The following is a 19,591-nucleotide window of genomic DNA, read 5'->3' as shown; positions in this document are numbered from 1 at the left end:
CCTCCGTCGGATGCGGGGAAGCCCGCCCTACTGCGTCTGGGCACCATGAATGATGCCGACCATACGTGGGTCAATGGTGTGTTGGTCGGTGGGCGAAGCAATGTGTATGAGCCGCGGGACTATCCGGTCGCAGCCGGCGTGTTGCGCGCCGGCGCGAACGAAATCCGCATGCGTCTGGTCGTTGAACGGCCCGGCGGCCGTGTGACGCCCGGCAAACGGATGACACTGACCATCGGAGACGATATCTTCGACCTGTCCGGCATTTGGCAGTATGCCGTGACCGCCGAAGCTGACCGCGATTGCCCATTCGAGGATTTCGTCAGATGGAAGCCGACCGGCCTGTACAACGCCATGCTCGCCCCGTGTTTTCCATATGCGGTGCGGGCCGTGCTGTGGTATCAGGGCGAATCGAATACCGGCGACTACGCCATGCGTTATGGCGATGAGCTGAAAGCCATGATTAAATTGTGGCGTGGCAAGTGGCATCAGCCGGATATGCCGTTCCTGATCGTCCAGCTTCCGAAATTCGGCATCGACGCCATCGAGGATGGTGGTTGGCCGCTTATTCGAGAACAGGAATGGAGAGTGGCGGACGAACTTGAACACGTGGCTGCGGTGGTGACGCTTGATGCCGGTGAAAGCAATGATTTGCATCCTCATGATAAGAAAACCATCGCGGATCGTGCATTCAATGTCGCGATGGATTTTGTGTATGGCCAGCAGGCTCAGCCTCAGCCGGTTGTTGAAACCGCAGAGGCGGACGATGGATTGTTGAGGATGCACTGCGTGTGGCGGAATTCCATGGGCGAACAGATGCAATCGCAGAATCGCCATCTGATGACGTTGGATGGTGACGTTCCGCGAGAAATTGATTTCCTGTGGCACGACTGCGCCACTTCGGTGCGGGCTGAGGCATGGCTGGATGGTTGCGATATTGTGGCGCGCATACCGTCGCGCATGCCGGACGAGGTGCGGTATGCGTGGAGCAACAGCCCGGAATCCGGTCTCATCTGCGACGGGGACGGTGTTCTGCTTCCGCCGTTTCATCTGCCGTTGCCCATGGTTGATTAGGAGCAGTCATGCGCAGACAAGTCATGATTCGTCAAGGATGTGTCGACGGATTCTCCGATGCGGATCCTGTGATCACCGTGTTTCGGGGCATTCCATATGCCAAGCCGCCTGTTGATGAGTTACGCTGGCGTGAGCCACAACCTGCTGAAGCGTGGGATGGCGTGCTCGAAGCCGGTGATTTCGCGCCGATGCCGATGCAGCCGCTGCCCGGCTCGGATGAGTTCTACGGCAGGGAATGGCAGATTGACGCTGACACTCCGATGGCTGAGGATTGTCTGTATCTGAATATCTGGACGCCGGCCTTGCGTGGATGCGGCAGTGGTTCCGAGATTCGTACGGATTCCCGTTGCGATGGGCATGGGCTGCCTGTGATGGTATGGCTTTACGGTGGAGCGTTTCAGACTGGATCTACCTGTGAGAAGGAGTTCAATGGAGAGCAGCTGGCCCGTCAGGGCGTGGTGGTGGTCTCCATTGCTTATCGGTTGAATGTGTTTGGTTTTTCGCGCATGCCATGTTGGAAAAGGAAGCGGTTGATGGACGGCCTTGTGCGAATTTCGGATTTCTTGACCAGCGGATGGGCATTCAGTGGGTAAAGGACAATATTGCCTTGTTTGGTGGCGATCCTGCGAACATTACCGTGTTCGGCCAGTCCGCAGGGGCCGCAAGCGCGTTGGCGCAAAGTGTCTCGCCGATGAACGATGGTCTGTTCCAACGCGTCATCATGCAGTCTGGAGGTGGAACTGGTCTGTTCAATCGCCATCTGTGGTCTCTATGCTGTTCGGTGGATGCCACGATACGCCGGGTAACGTTTCATGCGTCATGGTCAAGTAAGTGAATATAGTATGGTGTGAGCGTTCACTATAGTGCGGTGGAATGTGATGAAGGAGACGGATATGACGCAGGAGACGGAAGCGCTGATCGCGTCCGACGAGGATCTGACCAAACTGTTCGCCGGCAAGCCGACGCAATATCGCAAATCGAAGTCGCTGCCGAAATTCACAGGCGAGGCCATGCGCGCCTGCGCGAAGATCAACCGCATCTTCTTCGATGATCCGGACGAGGCGTACCGTCTGTTCCATGAGCTTGTTCCGGACGCGGGGGAGGGCGTGCAGTTCACGCCGCCGTTCAATGTCGATTATGGCATCGGATTGACCATTGGCCGCGGCACGTTCCTCAACAAGGATTTCATGGTGTGCGGCGGCGGATATGTGACGCTCGGTGAGGATTGTCTGATCGGTCCGCGCTGCACCATCGCCACACCCAACCATGCCAAGGACGCTGCCACCCGCCTGGCGGGCTGGGAGCATGCCAGTGCCGTGACCATCGGTGATAACGTGTGGTTCGGCGCCAATGTGACGGTCACGCCGGGGGTGACCATCGGGTCGAATTCCATCATCGGCGCCGGGTCCGTGGTGACACGTGACATTCCGGAGAACGTCATAGCCGTGGGCAATCCAGCGCATGTGATTCGTGAGATTCCCGAACATGACCCTGCCTTCGCCGATGTGGAAGGTTTGCTGTAGTTTTGCAAACGTTTCATAGGGTGTGTTGACGGCAAATCGATTTCTCCAGCCATGCGATGCAGGTGAGCGCGTAAAGCCTTATACGGAAGCTGTCGTTCATATTGTCGTTTCTATGAGTATGGTTCATGAATCAGCATAGGGCCGGGAAGCCCCATTGTTGGGAAGCTTCCCGGCCCTATGCCTGAATTCCTGCGGTGATGGATCAGCCGCGGGCCTTGGCGTAGGCTTCGTATACGGCTTCGGTCGGTTCGCCGGTCTCCACGCCGTCGATGGTGAGTTGCCATGCCGGAGGCTCGGTTTCGCCGGACAGCACCCAGGCGGCCTGGCGGGCCGCGCCGATGGCCACGTATTCGTCGGTGGCGGGTCGGGTCACGTCCATGCCCAGAATGCTTGGTGCCAGCGTGCGGATAGCTTCGGACTTCGCGCCGCCGCCGATGAGCAGGATGCGCGTGATGCTTGCGCCCAGGGATCGGATGAGCTCCAGGCAGTCGCGCTGGGAGCACAGCAGTCCTTCGACGAAGGCGCGGGCCAGGTTCTCGCGTGTGGTGTTGGCCAGAGTCATGCCGGAGAAGGTGGCGGTGGCATTCGGGCGGTTCGGCGTGCGTTCGCCGTCGAAGTACGGCACCAGGGTGATGCCGTTGGCGCCGGGCTTGGAGGCGAAGGCCAGCTTGGCCAGTTCGTCGTAATCCACGCCGAGGGCGGCGCGGCCGGCGTCGAGGATGCGCGAACCGTTGATGGTGCAGGCCAGCGGCAGGTAGTGCCCGGTGCAGTCGGCGAAGCCGGATACGGCGCCGGTCAGGTCGTAGGTTGGGTTCTCGGAGATGGCTGCGGCCACGCCGGAGGTGCCCAGGGAAATGGACACGTCGCCGACGGCCATGCCCAGTCCCAGCGATGCCATGGCGTTGTCGCCGCCGCCGGGGGCGAGCAGGCAGCCGCCTTCGACGTTCTTGCCGGCGATGGCCGGATCGGCCTTGACGGGGGCGGCGTCGCGCGGCCCCAGCACGGTGGGCAGCACGATGGCCTCGGCGTGCGATTGCGCGGCTTCGGCGCCTTCCGCGGCCTCGAGCACCATGGCGATCAGGTCGCGGCGGTATTCGTTCGACGCGGCATCGTAGTAGATGGTGCCGGAGGCGTCGGAGCGGTCGGTGAACAGGGCTTCAAGATGGGCGTCCTCGCCTTCGGCGACCGGGCCGTAACCGGCGATGCGCCAGCTCAGCCAGTCGTGAGGTAGGCAGATGGCGGCGATTTTCTTGGCGTTTTCGGGCTCGTTCTCGGCCACCCATGCCACCTTGGTCAGCGTGTAGGAGGCGACGGGGGAGGAGCCCACGGCCTTGACCCAACGCTGCTTGCCTCGGGCGATTGGGTCTTCCGGCTCGCCGTCTTGTGCGGGCGCTGCGCCGAGCTTTTCGATCAGAGCCGCAGCCTGGGGCGCCGAACTGGTGTCGTTCCACAGCATCGCATCGCGGATCACATCGCCTTGGTTGTCGAGGATCACCATGCCGTGCTGCTGGCCGCCGACGGCCAGCGCGGATACGTCGTCCAGGCCGCCGGCCTGCTCGGCGGCCTCTTGGAATGCGCTCCACCAGTATGAGGGGTCGACGGATGTGCCGTTCGGGTGTTTGGCCTGCCCGAATCGTACAAGCTCGCCGGTTTCGGCGTCCGTCACGCGTACCTTGCAGGACTGCGTCGATGTGTCGACGCCTGCAACCAGAGTCCTTGCCATAGTTTGTGTTGCCTCCTTGCATGTGCCGTTCGCCGGTGGCGCACGGTTAATAGTTAGATGAATAAACTATACTATAGTAGTGTAGCATCAGGAAAGGCTCTGGAACATCGGTTCGGGGAATTCATGCTGATGCGGCAACACGGCAAACAGGGCAGGGACGGGAACGGCTATGGCATCTCTTCGCAGGATCAATCAGGACGATCTGCGCAATCACAATCTTTCGGTGGTGATCGACACGCTACTGCGTGCCTCCGGGCCGATGAGCCGAGCGGATCTTGCCAAGGAGACCGGGCTGACCAAGGCGACGATGTCGTTGCTGGTGTCGCTGCTGATCGATGCGGGCGTCGTCAAGGAGGGTGAGCCGCAGAACTCGGCCAGCTATGGGCGCCCGTCCACGCCGTTGATGCTGGGAGGCGGCAAGGTGTGCGGCGTCGGCATGCAGGTCAACACCGACGGCTATGGATGCATGGCTTTGGACATCAACCACGACATACTCAGGCACGAATGGGTGGATGCCGACATGAGCGGCGTCGAGCCGGACGTCGTATTCGGCAAGCTTGACGCCATGGCCAAGGCGATGGCTGAGGATCTGGAATCGAAACGATGCATCATCGCGGGCGTCTCGTGTGCGCTGCCGGGCTTGGTCACCTCCGACAAGAGGCTGCTCATGGCCCGCAATCTCGGTTGGGAGAATGTCGATCTGACCACGTTCGACGTTATGCGAGGGTATGACGTTACCCCGTGCAATGAGGCGAAGCTGGCCGCCATCGCGCAGATTCCGGGATATGCCTGTGCGCGTGCGGACGTGTTCGATGGCGTGGATTGCGCCGACTCTTTCCTGTATCTGTCGTGCGATATCGGCATCGGCGGCGCGATCGTCCGTGACGGTGAGATCGTGTCGGGAAGCCACGGTTTCGCCGGTGAGATCGGTCACGTGTCGGTGTCTTTGGACGGTCCGCTGTGCGGATGCGGACGACGCGGATGTTTGGAAACGTATGCTGGCCGTCGCGCGCTGGTCGAGGCTTCCGGAGTGGCCGAAAAGAATGCGGCTTCGAGCGGTGAGGCACTGGAGCGTCTGTTGGACGCATGGCATTCCCATGATGTGCGGACCGTGGAGGCCGTCGGACGGGCCATCGACGCGCTGGCCTCGGCCATCGGCTCCGCACTGAATCTGGCCGATGTCGATACCGTGCTGCTGGGCGGTTGGTGGACCGATTTCGGGCCGTTCTTCTACGAAACGCTCGAAAACCGTTTGGAATCGCAGGTCTTGGGGGCGTCGGACATGCAGGTGAGCGTGTCCATCCCGTTGGTGGCCGACCATCCGGCGTTGTACGGTGCCGCGGAAGTCGGCTTGCGCAAATTCATCGACAATCCGCTGACGTTCATCACCGACAAAGCATGATTCCTGAGCGCCGCCGCAACGTCACTCGTGCGCATTGACATATTGCGGATTCTCCACTTTGCCCGTTCCGCCATACCGTTTGAAGCCCCACAGCAGAATGAGGGATTTCGCATACGCCACCCAGGCGATGCCGAAGAGGATGGCGAGAACGCGTATGAGCGGTACGAAATATGACAGGCCGGCCGCGAGTACGTCGATGACGACGAGGACGAGCGAGCAGGGGAAGGCTCGCCAGGGGAACATCGCCGATAGCGAGAAGAGCCTGCCGGTGGTGTTGGCGAAGCGTGCCTGCAACGGTGCGGCGTATTCGGCGAACAGCGCCACGACCACGGCGGCGATGACCAGAAGGATCAGCGGTATGTAGGAGGCGTTGGTATCCCACGCCTTCCAGAACGACAGGCCGAAGAGGATGGCGGTGGCGAGGATGGCGACGAGCACCCAGGCCGCAAGTCCCTGTTTGAACTCGCGTTTGAAGCGGGTGAGATATTCCTTGACGAGGCGGATGTCGTCATGCTCGTCATAGGCGAACATTGTGGAATACAATGCCGCGCGTGCCGGGCCGATGGTGACGTTTGGGATCAGCGTGATGAGGTAGACCAGATTAAGCCCGACGAAACGCAGCAGGGTGTCCATGAAACGCCAGAAGGGCGCGTTGATGTTGAACCGCATGAATCCTCCTCGATGATGTGTTCGGCTATTGCCGATAGTACTGTGCCGTATTGTGCGACACGCCCTATTTATAAGATTATAAATAGCTCTCCAAGAGCACTTAGTTTGTTGGAATAACAATACTTTAGCGCCGATGCGGCAAGGGTTTTGCGGCCACTGCCGTCGCTGCAGGAAGCCGCTGAAATGGACGGCGCCGGCACGCTGACCGTGTTCACCCGCATCATCCTGCCGATGTGCACGCCGATTCTGGCGACCGTGGGCATCTTCTCGGCCGTGAACCAGTGGAACTCTTTCCAGGACACCCTGATCTACATGACCGATTCGAAGCTCTACTCGCTGCAGTACCTGCTGTACACCTACATCAACCAGGCGTCCGCACTGGCGAATGCGGCCAAGGCGAATTCGGCGAATGTCGCCGCTCTGGCAAGCGCCGCGACGCCGACCTCGATCCGTATGACGGTTTCCGTCATCGTGGTGCTGCCGATCATGTTCACCTACCCGTTCTTCCAGCGCTTCTTCGTCAAGGGCATGATGCTGGGCGCGGTTAAAGGCTGATTAACAACACAACGATTCTTTTCCCCATAACTGAATATCAGAAGAAGGAATACAAGGAGGTTTCCGCATAGAACTGAAGAAAATCACCACCCGCGCGATTGCGGCTGGCGTTGCGGCTGCTACGCTGCTGTCGCTCGCGGCCTGCGGCAGCGGCAGCAACAGTGCCGACACCAAGGACGACGGTTCCGAAATGACCGTCGAGGTATTCGACTCGCTGGCCAGCAGCCAGGGTCTGCAAAAGAGCGGCTGGTTCGCCAAGATCGTCAAAGACAAGTTCAACATCAAGCTGAACATCATCGCTCCGAACGTGTCCGGCGGCGATACCGTGTTCGATACTCGCTCCGCTTCCGGCAACCTTGGCGATCTGGTGATTGTCGGTACCGGCAACGGGCGTCTGAACAAGCTGGTCAAGGCCAAGCTCATCGAAGACATGACCCCGTACTACTCCAGCATGAAGAATGTCAAGAAGTACGATTCCGCGGTCAAGTCCATCGCCAAGCAGGCCGGCAAGGATGGCGTGTGGGGTGTTCCTCAGGGTGTCTCCTCCCAGTCTCCGACCGACCCGAGCGAAGGCAACGAGTCGGCTGCCGCACCGTACATCCGCTGGGATATCTACAAGGAGATCGGCTACCCGCAGATCAAGGATCTCGACGGTCTGCTCAATGTGCTTAAGCAGATGCAGGACAGGGCTCGCCAGGATACCGGCAAGGACGACATCTACGCCATGTCACTGTTCAAGGATCGGGACGGCGATGTGATGCAGAACGCCGCATCCATCTGCAGCTGGTTCGGCTACACCAACCAGGGTTCCGTGTTCATCTCCGCCGACGGTAAGGACGTGCAGCCCGCCACCAAGGAGGGCGGCATCTACCAGCAGGCCCTGGAGTTCCTGAACAAGGCCGAATCCATGGGGCTGGTCGATCCTGATTCCACCACCCAGGACTGGGATACCATGCGGACCAAGGTCACCAACGGCAAGACCATGCTGTCCATCTGGAGCTGGCTGGGCAAGCCGCGTATGAACTCCGACGAGAACAAGGCCAAAGGCGTCGGCTTCATGCTGGCTCCGCTTGAGAACATGAAGGTCTATTCCGACGGCTTCCAGCCTGACGGTGATGGCGCCACCATCGTGGCCATCGGCTCCAAGGCCAAGAACAAGGCCCGTCTGGCCAAGTTCATCGACTGGATGTATTCTCCGGAAGGCATCTACGCCTCTTCCTCCAACTCCGGTGGCGCCGCCTGCCCGAAGGATCTGGGCTGCTTCACCACCGACAAGGACGGCAAGAACCCGACCCTGACCAAGTTCGGCCAGCAGGCCATGACCGGCGACCACGCCAACCTGAAGGTCTCCGCCAAGCTTGGCGGCTCCAGCTACGATGACGGCTACTCTAAGCTGAACTTCAAGGCCGTGTCTCAGAACGACATCGACCCGAACACCGGCGAGGCCTACAACCCGCTGCTGTGGAAGTCCAACCAGGATGAGACCGAGCTGTTCAAGGATTGGTCCGCCCACATGGAGAACGCCACCAACGACATCGACTATCTGCAGAAGGCAGGCAAGCTCTCCATCGCAGCCGGTGCGTCCTACACCACTCCACAGGAGGATTCCACGGTTTCCGCCACCCGCAGCTCCGTCAAGTCCGAAACGGTGAACGCCTCCTGGCAGGCCATCACCGCTGCGGGCAAGTTCGAGAAGACCCTTGACGAAGCCCGCACCAAGATCGACAACCTCGGCTACAAGGAAGTCCTCAAGGTCGACCAGCAGAACGCCAAGGACCTGATCCAGGCCCGCAAGGACATCGTCAAGCAGGCCAAGTAATTCCTGGCGTTCCGGCTGGAGCGTTTTCGCTTCGGCCGGAACGCCTCGCCTAATCACATAACCAACAAGGGGCGTCGGACTCTTCGAACCGGGCCGACGCCCCGCAACTCTTCCGGTTCCGCATATTCCGACGGACGTCGTCGTCTCCTTCTTGCCTGTCGGAACTTTTCCGCTTTTTCCATGTCCACTTTCCTCCATGCTTTCGTGAGGAGCGCGTTCGATGATGAATCTCCACACCGTCGAATCGCAATGAAACGAAAGAAAAACGCATGACCGTAATTACTGAAGCCAACAAAACCAAAGCCAGGGAACTGACGGCGCAACTCACGCTGGACGAGAAAATCGCCATTGTGCACGCCGCAGGCCTGTTCCGCAACGGCAACGCCGAACGACTGGGCATTCCGCCGCTCAGGATGGATGATGGTCCGATGGGCGTGCGCGCCGAACTGCATAACGACAATTGGGCGCCGCTGTACAACACCCGTGACTATGTGACCTACCTGCCGTCCGGCTCGGCGGTCGCCTCCACATGGAACCCCGACCTGGCCCGCATGACCGGTGAAGTATTGGGGGAGGAAGCCCGAGGCCGAGGCAAGGACGTGATTCTCGGCCCTTCCATCAACATCAAACGCAGTCCGTTGTGCGGACGCAATTTCGAATACATGAGCGAGGATCCGGTCCTGACCGCCGCGCAAGGTGTGGCCTACATCCAAGGCGTGCAGGAATCCGACGTGGCCGCCTGCGCGAAACATTACGCGGTCAACAGCCAGGAAACCGACCGATTGGACGTTGACGAGACCGTAAGCGAGCGGGCATTACGCGAAATCTACCTGCCGGCCTTCGAAGCGGCGGTACAAGACGGCGGCGTGCTCTCCGTCATGGGCGCCTACAATCTCGTCAACGGCACCAAATGCTGCGAACACAAGCAGCTGCTCGACGACATCCTGCGCGACGAATACGGTTTCGACGGTTTCGTCGTTTCCGACTGGAGCGCGGTGCGCGACACCAAAGCCAGCGCCGAAGTCGGCATGGATATCGAACTGTCCGTCACGCCGAATTTCGACGATTACTACTTCGCCAACCCGCTGAAGAAAGCCGTGGAAGACGGCGACGTCAAGGAAAGCGACGTCGACGGGAAAGTCGAACGCGTGATCGCCGTCATGGACGCGTTGCACATGCTCGGCGACGCGCACGCAAGCCGCAAACCAGGCCGTTACGCGACGCTCGACCACGCGGCGAAGGCATTGGACATCGCCCGCGAATCCATCGTGCTGCTGAAAAACGACGCGCACCTGCTGCCGCTCGACGAACGCAACATGACCCGTCTGCTGGTCATCGGTGCCAACGCCGACCGCATCCACTCCAACGGCGGCGGCTCGGCCGTCATCAAAGCGCTGCACGAAGTATCCCCGCTGCTCGGCCTCAACGGCGAGCTCGGCGGCAACGTCGAAATCGAATACGCGCTCGGCTACGACGCCAAACAGATCAACCAGGACGAAAGCTGGCAGGAGGAAAGCCTTGAGAATTCCAAGGGTTCCGATGCCAAAGACGTGAATCGCGCGCGCGAACTGCGTGACGAGGCCGTGGCAAAAGCCCGCGCGTACGCGGCCGCCGGAGATCCGGTGGTCTTCATCGGCGGACTCGACCACGAACATGATCTGGAAGGCCGCGACCGCACCGACATGCGCCTGCCGTAGGGCCAGGACGAGCTCATCGAAGCGCTCAACAAGGCGTGGTGCGCCAATTTCTGGAGCCACACCATCTACGATTGGGGCGACGTGGTGCCCGCCGTCGGCTACGGCGACGGCATCAGCGACGCCAAATGCGTGGTGTCCGGGCTGCAGATGGACTATCGCCGCTTCCAAAGCCAGGCGCAGTTGGCCTGCTATACGAACGAGCGCGACGCGATCCGCGAATACGACGCGACCACGCCGATCACCACGAACCTCATGGGCACGTTCAAGGATCTCGACTACTTCGAGTGGGCCAAGGAGATGGACGTGGTCAGCTGGGACAACTATCCGGGCATGGACACCCCGCCGAGCTTCACCGCCATGTGCCACGACCTGATGCGCGGCATCGGCGGCAACAAGCCGTTCATGCTGATGGAGCAGACCCCGAACCAGCAGAACTGGTTCCCGTTCTGCAAGGTCAAGCAGCCGGGGGAAGTGCGTAAGCTCAGCTGGCAGGCCGTGGCCCATGGCGCCGACACCGTGCGGTTCTTCCAGATGAAGCAGTCCCTTGGCGGCTGCGAGCGATTCCATGGCGCGGTCATCGCGCATGACGGCACCGAGGAGTCCCGCGTGTTCAAGGAGACCGCGGCCTTGGGTGAGGAACTGGACCGCATCGGCAGGCGGATCATGGGCTCGCGCATCGAATCCCGTGTAGCCATCATGTTCGACTGGCAGAGCTACTGGTCGCTTGAAGGCTGTGTCGGCCCGACCACCGGCTTCAACTATCCCAATGAGGTTCATCGCTTCTACCGTGCGTTGTGGCGTCGCAATGTGCCGGTGGATATGATCGCCAGCACCACGCCTCTTGCGCGGCTCAGCCAGTATGATCTGGCCATCGCCCCGGCGCTGATCACCGTGTTGCCTGGTGTGGCTGAAACGTTGGAAGCCTATGTGGCGGATGGTGGCACCTTCATCACCGGCTATATGGCCGGCATCCATGATGAGCATGATCTGGTGGTGCCAGGCGGCTACCCGGGCAAGCTGCGCAGGCTTATGGGCGTATGGGTCGAAGAGATCGATGCGCTTGCGCCGGGCGAAACCATCGAAGTGCATGGCGGCACGGTTGATGCCAAGGGCGAGATCGTGGCGAGCATTATTCATCGCGAAGGTGCCGAGCGTCTTGCTACGTACGGCGGCGACGAATTCTATGCTGGGCATTCCGCGCTCACCGTCAATGCGTATGGCAAGGGCAAAGCCTATTTTGTGGGCACTCCGTTGGACGAGACCGGCATGAGCGCGTTCATGGCTCCGATCATCAAGGAGCTGGATCTGAAGTCGCTTGATACCCCGGAGGATGTCAGCCTGTCCGTGCGCTATGGCGATGGCGGCACCCGCTACGCGTTCCTCATCAACAACAGCGCCGCCGACAAGCGTCTGTGCCTCAGCGAATTCAACGGTGGCACGGAGCTGCTGACCGGCACCGTCATCAACGATCTGATCGAGCTTAAGCCGTATGGCGTGGATGTGATTGCGTTGCGGTGATCGCAATGCTGTAGACCACGTTAGACGGAGCGGAACGGCTCCACTCGACGAAGCCGAATATGAAGAAGGCCGATGCCCTTGATGGACATCGGCCTTCTTCGTCAGGAACCGGTGGTATGGCGCCGTTCCGCGTTCATCGGGTGGCTGCGATCACACCGCCGGTCATCATCACGCCTGCTTCTTCTTCAGCAGAATCGCGGCGCCTGCAATCAGTGCCACAGCCGCGGCGACCGCCATGCCGAGCACGGAGGAGCCGGTCGAAGGGGTGGACGTGACACCGGTCGGTGTTGTGGATGGCTTCGTGTCTGTGGCAGGCTTTGCCGGGGTCGTTGGCGTCGTCGGTTCAACAGCGTCCTTTTCGAACACAGCCTGGATGGAGACGCTGCCGTCAGGCATCTCGAAGGCGTTGTTCTCGATGGAGACGTTGCCCTTCAGCACGTTCCACTCTTTGAAGTGGTAGCCCTTGTTCGCGGTGGCCGTCAGCGTGACCTTGCTGCCCTTGGCCGCGCGCTCGACATCCGCGGAGGCGGAGCCGCCTTCGGTCGCGGAGACGTTCACGGCGTACTGCGTATTGCGCACGCGCCACAGCTGGGTACCGTAGAACGGGTTCGCGGTGCCGACCACCATGTAGTCGTCGGTGTCGCAGAAGATGCGCAGACCGTGGTTGAACGGGTCGCCGAAGCCGTTGTCGGTAACGGTGCCGACGGTCACGCCCTCATTCGCGGCGGAACGGTCGGTGATCTCGAACAGGTTGAAGCCGCGCTTGGACTTGGCCAGGTACGGCAGGGACTTGGCGTAGGCCTTGAGGTTGGCCTTGCTGGTCAGCTTGACCAGCATCTCGTACAGGCCCTTGAACTTGTCGGGAATGATGTCGGCGATGCTGAAGAACGCGTCCGTGACTTCGCCGTAGTTGTTGGCGAAATCGGCGGAGCCCTTGTCGGACAGCTGGGAGCCGAGGTTGTCCAGCTCGTTGTTGATGTCGAAGAGCTGCGAGGCCTCATCGGAGGAGCCGGAGGCTGCCAGGCTGCCCGGAACGATGCTGCCGTCCTTGATGCCGTCGACCAGTTCCTTGGTCTGGGCGGCGGTCAGGCTGATCGGCTTGGCGGACGAGACGGACTTGGCGTCGGCGGTCTGCGGCTGCGCGGCGGAGGCGTCCTTGCCGGCCTGGATGCGGGCCCAGTCGACCAGCGCCTCCGGATTGTCGGTGGACGGCATGGTCTGGGTGGTCACCTTGGCGTTCTGATCGTTGCTCTGCGTGGCGATGGCGGAAGCCGGGTCGGTCGGGCCCATGCCCCACAGCAGGCGCAGGAACACGCGCAGGTAGTGGACGGTGTTGTTCCAATCCTTCTCGTTCATGTTGAGAATGTCACCGTTGGTGAACTGTGCGATCGGTTCCAGCAAGGTGGTGGTGTTCATGGTGGACAGGTACATCTTGCCCTCGTGAACGGTGGTCTGCCAGGTGTATTGGTTCATGTGGTTGTCGTAGCCGCTGCCCAGACCGGTGGAACCGCCCTTCGGGAAGGTGTCGTTCTTGTCGCCCACGAGCATCTCGACGTTCTCGTTCTTGTCCATGCGGTATAGGTTGACGGACTGTTCGAGGTTGGTGGCTTGGGTTACGAAGTTGCTTTTGGTGACGAAGCCCTGCAGTGCGCTGGACACGTCGTTGTAGTCGCCGATGTACAAGTGGTCGCCGTAGACCTGCAGGGTGCAGGCGCCGGCGCTCACACGGCTTTTGTCAAGACCGTAGTAGTACTTGGCGCCCTTGGCGGTGTCGCCTACGAGCGGACGCCAGGTCCAATCGGCCTTGTTGGTGGAATCGCCCTTGTTCTCGCCCACGTAAATGGCGAAGGAGCGCATGGTTCCGGTCTCTTCGTTCAGGGTGCTGGTGTCGCCGGTGCAGACCACGACGTACAGCTTGCCGTTGAACTCCTGCACCTGATAGATACCGCCGCCGCCGTTGACATCCTGTCGGTGGATGGCGGGCAGGTTGTCGAAGCTCGCCATGTCGGCGATCACTTTGTAGGAGTTCGGATCGGACGGGGTCTTGGATGCCACAAGCAGCGCCTTGCCCTTGCCGTCCGCGGTCGGCTTGAGGTCGCCGGCGATCAGCGTATTGCCGAAGGAGCCGATGGCACGGGTGGAGGTGAACACGTTGCCCTTGACCAGGGAACGGAAGCCATCCACGTCGACGCTGTCATACACCTTGGTGAGCTTGTCGTTGTTGGCCGGGTCGACTTCGTAGATGCACGGGAATCCGTTTTGATAGGCCATGGCGGTCTGGATCTCCTGCTGGGTGAGATCCTTGTTGTTGGTGTCCATGACCATGCCCTCGAAGTACAGCTTGCCGTTCATCTTGAAGGCGCTGCGGAAGGTCGGGATCACGCCCTTGCCTCCGTCGATGCCGGTGCTCTTGGACATGAGGATCTTGGTCTTGCCGGTCTTCACATTGAACTTGAACAGCATGCCGCCGGCGCTCTTGCCGTCGGGTTCGCCAAGGTACATGTTGCCCGCGTACATGGTCTGGATGAGTGCGGTGGCCTGCTTGGAGGTCAGGCCGAGGCTTGTCATATCGCGGTTCAGAATGGCCTGCACGCCGAGGCCGCCGTACATGGTGCCGATGTAGACCCAGTCGCCGGAGGATGCTGCCGCATAGCTGTAGGACTGGCCGCGGTCGCCGTTGCCGGTGGTGCTCAGGCCGGCGGTATAGGGGGCGATGGTGCCGTCGCCGGTGTAATCGACCACGCCATCGGCCTGGCTCAGGCCCTGATCGGCGTGGCTGACCTTTTCGAAGGTCATGCCGTTATCGTTCTGGGAATTGTAGGTGTATTGGGGAGTCAGGCCGGCGGAGTCGTCCGCCATGGCGGTGGCCGGGATTCCGGCGAGAGCCGTTGCGCAAGCGACGATTGCGCCAAGGCATGCGATTGCCTTGTTTCTCATCTATTTCTCCTGTCTTCGCGCGACGTGGAAAACGTCATTGATGGGGGTATCTAGGGGGCTGCCCGCCGTAAGCGGCGGGAGTCATAAAAGCGTGTATTGCAAGAGCCTCCAATAGGCAACCGTATCGATAAATATTGACAAGTTGTTATGGCATATGTTGCACAATGGCAGACGAATATGCTATGACGCACTTCGATTCCGCCATTGCATTGGTGGTACGCAAAGGGGTGTTGGCTGAGCGTATCGGGGGATTGGGCGGAAGCGCTTAAGTATGGGCGGGAACGCTATACTGTACCAAGGCAGGATTTTATTAAAGATGGGTTAGATAACGATATGACTGCAAAGAAGCGCATCCTTGCGTTCGAAATCGGAACGTTCTTCACCCGATACGTGGTGTTCGAGGACGGGCGCATGGGCATTCCGGGTACTATCGCGACTCCGGTCGACGGCGAGGAGCCCTTCTACCAGGCGCTCGCGCATATTGTTTCCAAGCAGCGTGCCCCTCTTGACGGCATCGCCATAAGCGTGCCCGGCTTCATCGACACGGAGAAGCAGGTCGCCGTTACCGCCGGCGCGCTAAGCATACTGTACGGCCATGAAATCGGCAGAAAACTGCAGGGCTATCTTGACGACCCGATCCCCACATGGATGGAGAACGACGCCAACTGCGCGGCAATGGCGGAGAAGCTGAGCGGCAACGCCGTCAAACTCGACGATTTTGCGCTGATCACCATCGACAGCGGTGTGGGCGGTGCGTTGTTCCTGGACGGCAGGATCCGCCGAGGCAAGGATTGGCGTGCAGGCGAGCTGGGCATGATGATCCCGAACTATGAGACCGGTGGATTCCACACCATGCAGGATTACCTGTCGACCATCGTGCTGGCGGAGGAGTACGCCAAGGAATTCGACGTGCCGACAGGCTCCATCGTGCCGGCCACCCTGTTCCATCGTCTCGATGAGCCGCGTGTGCGCAAGATCGTGGACCGGTGGATCGACTATCTTGCCATCGGCATTTTCAACATCGTCGCCGTGGCCGACCCCGAATGCGTGCTGCTGGGCGGTGGCATCTGCCGTGAACAGCAATTGCTGCCGCTGGTCAATGCGGCGCTCGACAAGATCCCGCAGTGGAGCGATTTCCACACGGTTGTCAAGCGCTGCCGGCACACCAACAACGCCGGTCTGATCGGAGCCTACTACGCCTTCGAAACCGAGGTCGAAGGCATGGAGAAGGTGCCGATCCGCTAGTCGCGGATGCTTCCGATACGAAAATCGGCGGGTCCGCTTCCCGTGAACGGCCCCGCCGATGGCGAATATGCACAAGAGCGGTGGGCGGTCGATATCGATCTTCCGCTGTAATGCTCTGCTGATCTTCGGGGTCAGAGCTACTGCCGTGCCGACAAGGTAAGCGGCAGCAGGCAGGATTCGTTCTTCGGGTCGTGCTCCGAGGGGTCGCGGAAGCCCTGCCATTCGCTATCGGGGAAGATGATGTCGGAGATGCTCATCCATTGCTCCAGCAGATTCATCGAATTGTCACCCAGCCAACGGTACTGCAGACCGTCCATGGCGCTCATCGCCAGGGTGTACAGGTCGTAGAACCGTTCCTCGTCCACGTCCGGCGGCAGCAGCCAGTTCATCGAGCAAATCATCTCCCATTGGCGCAAATGGCGGCCGATGAAGAAATCGTGGGCCGGGTGCGAGGGGTTCAGCGCCTCGCCGTTCAGCACCGAATACAGCTGCACGAGCTCGGGGCGCTGCAGATTGTACAGCACGATGTTCAGGCAATAGCGCGGGTAGTAGTAGACGCGGTGCCCGTCGGCGTCGACGATGGCGGCCGTCACCGCGTTGTATTCGTCGGCATCGATGGTGTCGTAGCATTCCGACAGCACCATGTTGAGCAGATCGTCCTTCGAGGAGATGTAATGGTACAACGCCGCCTCGGTGATGCCCAGCTCGTCGGAGATGTTCTGCAACGACATGCCCCAGAACCCCTTGGTGGCGATGATTTTGACGGCGGCCTGCAGGATTTGCAGGTGGCGTTCCTCCTGACTCATACGCTTGCGTTTGACGAAGGTCTTGTCGCCCAGCGTGTCCCTGGCGGTAGTGGCCCCCGTAGCGTTGCCGATGCGTGAGGCGGCCGGCCAGTTGCTCTGGTCATTCAGGAATCCATCCCATGCCGCGACGCTCATAGCCAGCTCCTTACACCCCTGCTCATCGTGTCCCTCATAAAACCATCCAATACTATTACGCCCTCTGGCCTCTAGGCGAAGAGTCGCCGTAGCCACGCGTTGGCCAACACCGGCCATTGCTGGACGCATGGCTCGATGCCATTAACCCCCTGCCACGCCGTTTCCGCAGTGCCAAGCGCCAGACCATGCCCGCCTTGGGGGAACAGATGCGCCTCGACCGGCACGCCGGCCTTCTTGCAGGCATCGACCAACATCAGCGTGTTCTCGACCGGTACGCAATCGTCGGTGATGGTATGCCATACGAATACGGGCGGCGTCTTCGCGTCGATATGCCGTTCGATGGACACCGCGTCCAACGCCACCTGATTATCGCTGTTGTCGCCAAGCAGACAGTCGAAGCTGCCACGATGCGCGAGCGGGCCTGAAGTGATCACCGGGTAGCCGAGCATCAATGCGTTCGGGCGCACCGCGTCAGGGTCATAGCCATGTGCCCGCATGGTGTCGTCACCCGCCGTGGTCGCAAGATTGGCCGCAAGATGACCGCCTGCGGAAAATCCGATTACCGCGATCTTACTGGGGTCGCAATGCCAGTCGTCCGCATGCGCGCGTATGCGCTGCACTGCTTCCGCGGCTTCCAGCAAAGCCGTGGGGAAGACGGATGGCGCGACGGAATAGCGCAGCACAAACGCGTTGCATCCGGCCGCGAGGAACTGCATGGCGATCGGTTCGGCCTCGCGGTCGGAGGTCATGGCATAGCCGCCGCCCGGAATCACCAGAACGCTGGGGCGTTGACGTTTGGGATCGATCTCCTCGCTGTTGTCGAGAACGTACCGGACGAACGTGGCCTCACTGCCATCGATGCCGGTGATGATGTCTTCACAATACTGCATATCGCTACCTTAGACGGATTGTGTGTGCGAATCCATGCGGCCTTCTATGCGGCACACGGATTCGCACTGTTCTGATCGGTTCCTGCCTTCCACAAGGTTGCAGGAAACCGATGGAGGATCGCCGGAACAACCTATATGCAAGATGCTCCGGCAATCCATGTTCATGTTGAGGAGAGTGTAGGCCCGCCCCGTTTGTGAGCACGTTCTGATGCTCACATCAGAACGTGACCTCGACATCGACGGATTTGGCATCGCTCAAAGCGGGAACCACATTACCGCCAATCTTCGCTCCGTCGACGCTCACCGTGCGCTCGCCGGTGCGCTTCATGGCGATGCGGTAGGTCACGCCGCGGAACACGCGCGTCACGGTCAGCTGGTCGAACCGTTCCGGCAGATGCGGTTCGATGGCCAGGCCGTCGAGCGTCGGTCGCACGCCCAGCAGATACTGCGACACGTCCACGAACGTCCACGCGGCGGTGCCGGTCAGCCAGGAGTTCTTGCCCTCGCCCGGGGTCGCTGCCTCGGGACCGGCCACCATCTGGCAGTAGACGTACGGTTCCACCTTGCGCACGTCGGACTTGTCCTCGACATACGCCGGGCAGTTGCGCTGGTAGACGGCGAATGCCTCGTCGTCATTGCCGGCGATGGCGTTGGCGATGGAGATCCACGGGTTGTTGTGGCAGAAGATGCCGCCGTTTTCCTTGTATCCGCGCGGATAGGAGGAGATTTCGCCCAATTCGATGCGGTAGGTGGAGTAGGCGGGTGCGAGGATGGCGGTGCCCCAATCGCAGGTCAGGCGTTCCTTGACGGACTTCAGCGCCTGCTGCGCCTTGCCGTCATCGAGGCCGATGCCGGCCATCACGCACATGCCCTGCGGTTCGATGTAGATCTGGCCTTCGGTGTCCTCATGCGTGCCGACCTTGCGCGAGTAGGCGTCGTAGGCGCGCACGAACCATTCGCCGTCCCAGCCGGCGGTTTTGACGGCCTTGGAAACCTGGCCGATTTCGGCGCGCACGCTGGCCGCCTCGGACGCGATTTCGGCGTCGGACATGCCGGCCAGACGTCCATAATGCTCGAGGATGTCGGCATATTGGCTGCCGTACAGCACGAACATGCCGCCGATGAACACGGATTCGGCGACGCCGGTGTCGTTGTTCTCCACGGTCTGGAAGCTTTCGCCCGGAGTATCGGAGAAACAGTTGAGGTTCAGACAATCATTCCAGTCGGCGCGGCCGATGAGCGGAATGCCATGGGGGCCCTTATGCGTAATGGTGAAGTTCACTGAACGGCGCAAGTGCTCAAGTAGCGGCTGTTCGGAGCCCTCGACGTTGTTGAACGGCACCGGTTCGGTCAGAATGCTCACGTCGCCGGTTTCGGCGAGATACGCGTACACGCCGGCCACGAGCCACAGCGGATCATCATTGAAGCCGCCACCGATGTCCGCATTGCCCTTCTTGGTGAGCGGCTGGTACTGGTGCCATGCGGAGCCGTCCTCCATCTGGGTGGAGGCGATGTCGATGATGCGCTGGCGCGCGCGGCCCGGAATCAGGTGCACGAAACCGAGCAGATCCTGGTTGGAATCGCGGAAGCCCATGCCGCGT

The 19,591-nt window shown here is 60.6% G+C and carries 14 protein-coding genes and 1 pseudogene; 9 read left to right on the top strand and 6 right to left on the bottom strand.

Going from position 1 to position 19,591, the window contains the following annotated elements; genetic code table 11:
• The 3 genes and pseudogenes from ACR0P8_RS06085 to ACR0P8_RS06075 form a co-directional block, all read left to right on the top strand.
• Window positions 1-1,071: sialate O-acetylesterase (locus tag ACR0P8_RS06085; protein WP_432624254.1), on the top strand; the 1,071-nt coding region annotated here is incomplete at its 5' end.
• An 8-nt stretch (window positions 1,072-1,079) separates the two neighbouring features.
• Window positions 1,080-1,843: pseudogene (locus ACR0P8_RS06080) on the top strand (carboxylesterase family protein); the annotation flags it as partial.
• Between the two features lie 121 nt (window positions 1,844-1,964).
• The gene (locus tag ACR0P8_RS06075) at window positions 1,965-2,594 is read left to right on the top strand and encodes a sugar O-acetyltransferase (protein ID WP_021913013.1); all 630 of its coding nucleotides are present in this window, start codon (window positions 1,965-1,967) and stop codon (window positions 2,592-2,594) included.
• Window positions 2,595-2,796: 202 nt separating this feature from the next.
• Here the strand turns inward: ACR0P8_RS06075 and ACR0P8_RS06070 are convergent, their stop codons facing one another.
• Window positions 2,797-4,317: a xylulokinase gene (locus ACR0P8_RS06070; RefSeq protein WP_432624253.1), complete on the bottom strand. Its 1,521-nt coding sequence runs from the start codon at window positions 4,315-4,317 to the stop codon at window positions 2,797-2,799.
• Window positions 4,318-4,486: 169 nt separating this feature from the next.
• On the opposite strand from ACR0P8_RS06070, the gene ACR0P8_RS06065 reads away from it, so the two are divergent.
• Window positions 4,487-5,719, top strand: a complete 1,233-nt coding sequence (locus ACR0P8_RS06065; protein ID WP_033499245.1) for an ROK family transcriptional regulator — start codon at window positions 4,487-4,489, stop codon at window positions 5,717-5,719.
• A gap of 21 nt (window positions 5,720-5,740) precedes the next feature.
• Here the strand turns inward: ACR0P8_RS06065 and ACR0P8_RS06060 are convergent, their stop codons facing one another.
• On the bottom strand, window positions 5,741-6,388 hold the full coding sequence (locus tag ACR0P8_RS06060; protein ID WP_021913016.1) for a YesL family protein: 648 nt from the start codon (window positions 6,386-6,388) through the stop codon (window positions 5,741-5,743).
• 147 nt (window positions 6,389-6,535) lie between these two features.
• Between ACR0P8_RS06060 and ACR0P8_RS06055 the strand changes: the two genes are divergently transcribed.
• The 4 genes from ACR0P8_RS06055 to ACR0P8_RS06040 all read left to right on the top strand — a co-directional run bounded on the left by ACR0P8_RS06055 (window position 6,536) and on the right by ACR0P8_RS06040 (window position 11,977).
• On the top strand, window positions 6,536-6,943 hold the full coding sequence (locus tag ACR0P8_RS06055; protein WP_223895039.1) for an ABC transporter permease subunit: 408 nt from the start codon (window positions 6,536-6,538) through the stop codon (window positions 6,941-6,943).
• Between the two features lie 190 nt (window positions 6,944-7,133).
• Complete coding sequence (locus tag ACR0P8_RS06050) at window positions 7,134-8,762, top strand: extracellular solute-binding protein (protein ID WP_003808350.1); 1,629 nt, start codon at window positions 7,134-7,136, stop codon at window positions 8,760-8,762.
• A gap of 269 nt (window positions 8,763-9,031) precedes the next feature.
• The gene (locus ACR0P8_RS06045) at window positions 9,032-10,459 is read left to right on the top strand and encodes a glycoside hydrolase family 3 protein (RefSeq protein ID WP_021913017.1); all 1,428 of its coding nucleotides are present in this window, start codon (window positions 9,032-9,034) and stop codon (window positions 10,457-10,459) included.
• Window positions 10,460-10,474: 15 nt separating this feature from the next.
• Complete coding sequence (locus tag ACR0P8_RS06040; protein ID WP_432624255.1) at window positions 10,475-11,977, top strand: beta-galactosidase; 1,503 nt, start codon at window positions 10,475-10,477, stop codon at window positions 11,975-11,977.
• A gap of 168 nt (window positions 11,978-12,145) precedes the next feature.
• Here the strand turns inward: ACR0P8_RS06040 and ACR0P8_RS06035 are convergent, their stop codons facing one another.
• Window positions 12,146-14,914, bottom strand: coding sequence for an InlB B-repeat-containing protein (locus tag ACR0P8_RS06035; RefSeq protein WP_432624252.1), 2,769 nt, complete (start codon window positions 14,912-14,914; stop codon window positions 12,146-12,148).
• Between the two features lie 333 nt (window positions 14,915-15,247).
• Between ACR0P8_RS06035 and ACR0P8_RS06030 the strand changes: the two genes are divergently transcribed.
• Window positions 15,248-16,159, top strand: coding sequence for an ROK family protein (locus ACR0P8_RS06030; RefSeq protein WP_003808361.1), 912 nt, complete (start codon window positions 15,248-15,250; stop codon window positions 16,157-16,159).
• Between the two features lie 137 nt (window positions 16,160-16,296).
• Here the strand turns inward: ACR0P8_RS06030 and ACR0P8_RS06025 are convergent, their stop codons facing one another.
• From ACR0P8_RS06025 to ACR0P8_RS06015, 3 genes are all read right to left on the bottom strand, one after another.
• Window positions 16,297-17,100 (bottom strand): TetR/AcrR family transcriptional regulator, encoded by an 804-nt coding sequence (locus ACR0P8_RS06025; protein ID WP_021913020.1) that lies wholly within the window; start codon window positions 17,098-17,100, stop codon window positions 16,297-16,299.
• Between the two features lie 71 nt (window positions 17,101-17,171).
• Window positions 17,172-17,990 (bottom strand): alpha/beta hydrolase, encoded by an 819-nt coding sequence (locus tag ACR0P8_RS06020; RefSeq protein ID WP_003808365.1) that lies wholly within the window; start codon window positions 17,988-17,990, stop codon window positions 17,172-17,174.
• A 217-nt stretch (window positions 17,991-18,207) separates the two neighbouring features.
• A partial coding sequence (locus ACR0P8_RS06015) for a GH36-type glycosyl hydrolase domain-containing protein (protein ID WP_432624251.1) occupies window positions 18,208-19,591 on the bottom strand: 1,384 nt, incomplete at its 5' end.

It is taken from the genome of Bifidobacterium sp. (genome assembly GCF_050874245.1).
In the GTDB taxonomy this organism is placed as follows: Bacteria; Actinomycetota; Actinomycetes; order Actinomycetales; family Bifidobacteriaceae; genus Bifidobacterium.
Note: the sequence above shows the minus strand (reverse complement) of the source record. Positions and strands in the feature narration are given on the sequence as shown.

Coding starts and splice junctions, on each gene's coding strand:
- ACR0P8_RS06050 (WP_003808350.1), top strand. CDS start 7,134: ATGACCGTCGAGGTATTCGACTCGCTGGCCAGCAGCCAGGGTCTGCAA.
- ACR0P8_RS06020 (WP_003808365.1), bottom strand. CDS start 17,990: ATGCAGTATTGTGAAGACATCATCACCGGCATCGATGGCAGTGAGGCC.
- ACR0P8_RS06035 (WP_432624252.1), bottom strand. CDS start 14,914: ATGAGAAACAAGGCAATCGCATGCCTTGGCGCAATCGTCGCTTGCGCA.
- ACR0P8_RS06075 (WP_021913013.1), top strand. CDS start 1,965: ATGACGCAGGAGACGGAAGCGCTGATCGCGTCCGACGAGGATCTGACC.
- ACR0P8_RS06065 (WP_033499245.1), top strand. CDS start 4,487: ATGGCATCTCTTCGCAGGATCAATCAGGACGATCTGCGCAATCACAAT.
- ACR0P8_RS06060 (WP_021913016.1), bottom strand. CDS start 6,388: ATGCGGTTCAACATCAACGCGCCCTTCTGGCGTTTCATGGACACCCTG.
- ACR0P8_RS06030 (WP_003808361.1), top strand. CDS start 15,248: ATGACTGCAAAGAAGCGCATCCTTGCGTTCGAAATCGGAACGTTCTTC.
- ACR0P8_RS06025 (WP_021913020.1), bottom strand. CDS start 17,100: ATGAGCGTCGCGGCATGGGATGGATTCCTGAATGACCAGAGCAACTGG.
- ACR0P8_RS06070 (WP_432624253.1), bottom strand. CDS start 4,317: ATGGCAAGGACTCTGGTTGCAGGCGTCGACACATCGACGCAGTCCTGC.
- ACR0P8_RS06045 (WP_021913017.1), top strand. CDS start 9,032: ATGACCGTAATTACTGAAGCCAACAAAACCAAAGCCAGGGAACTGACG.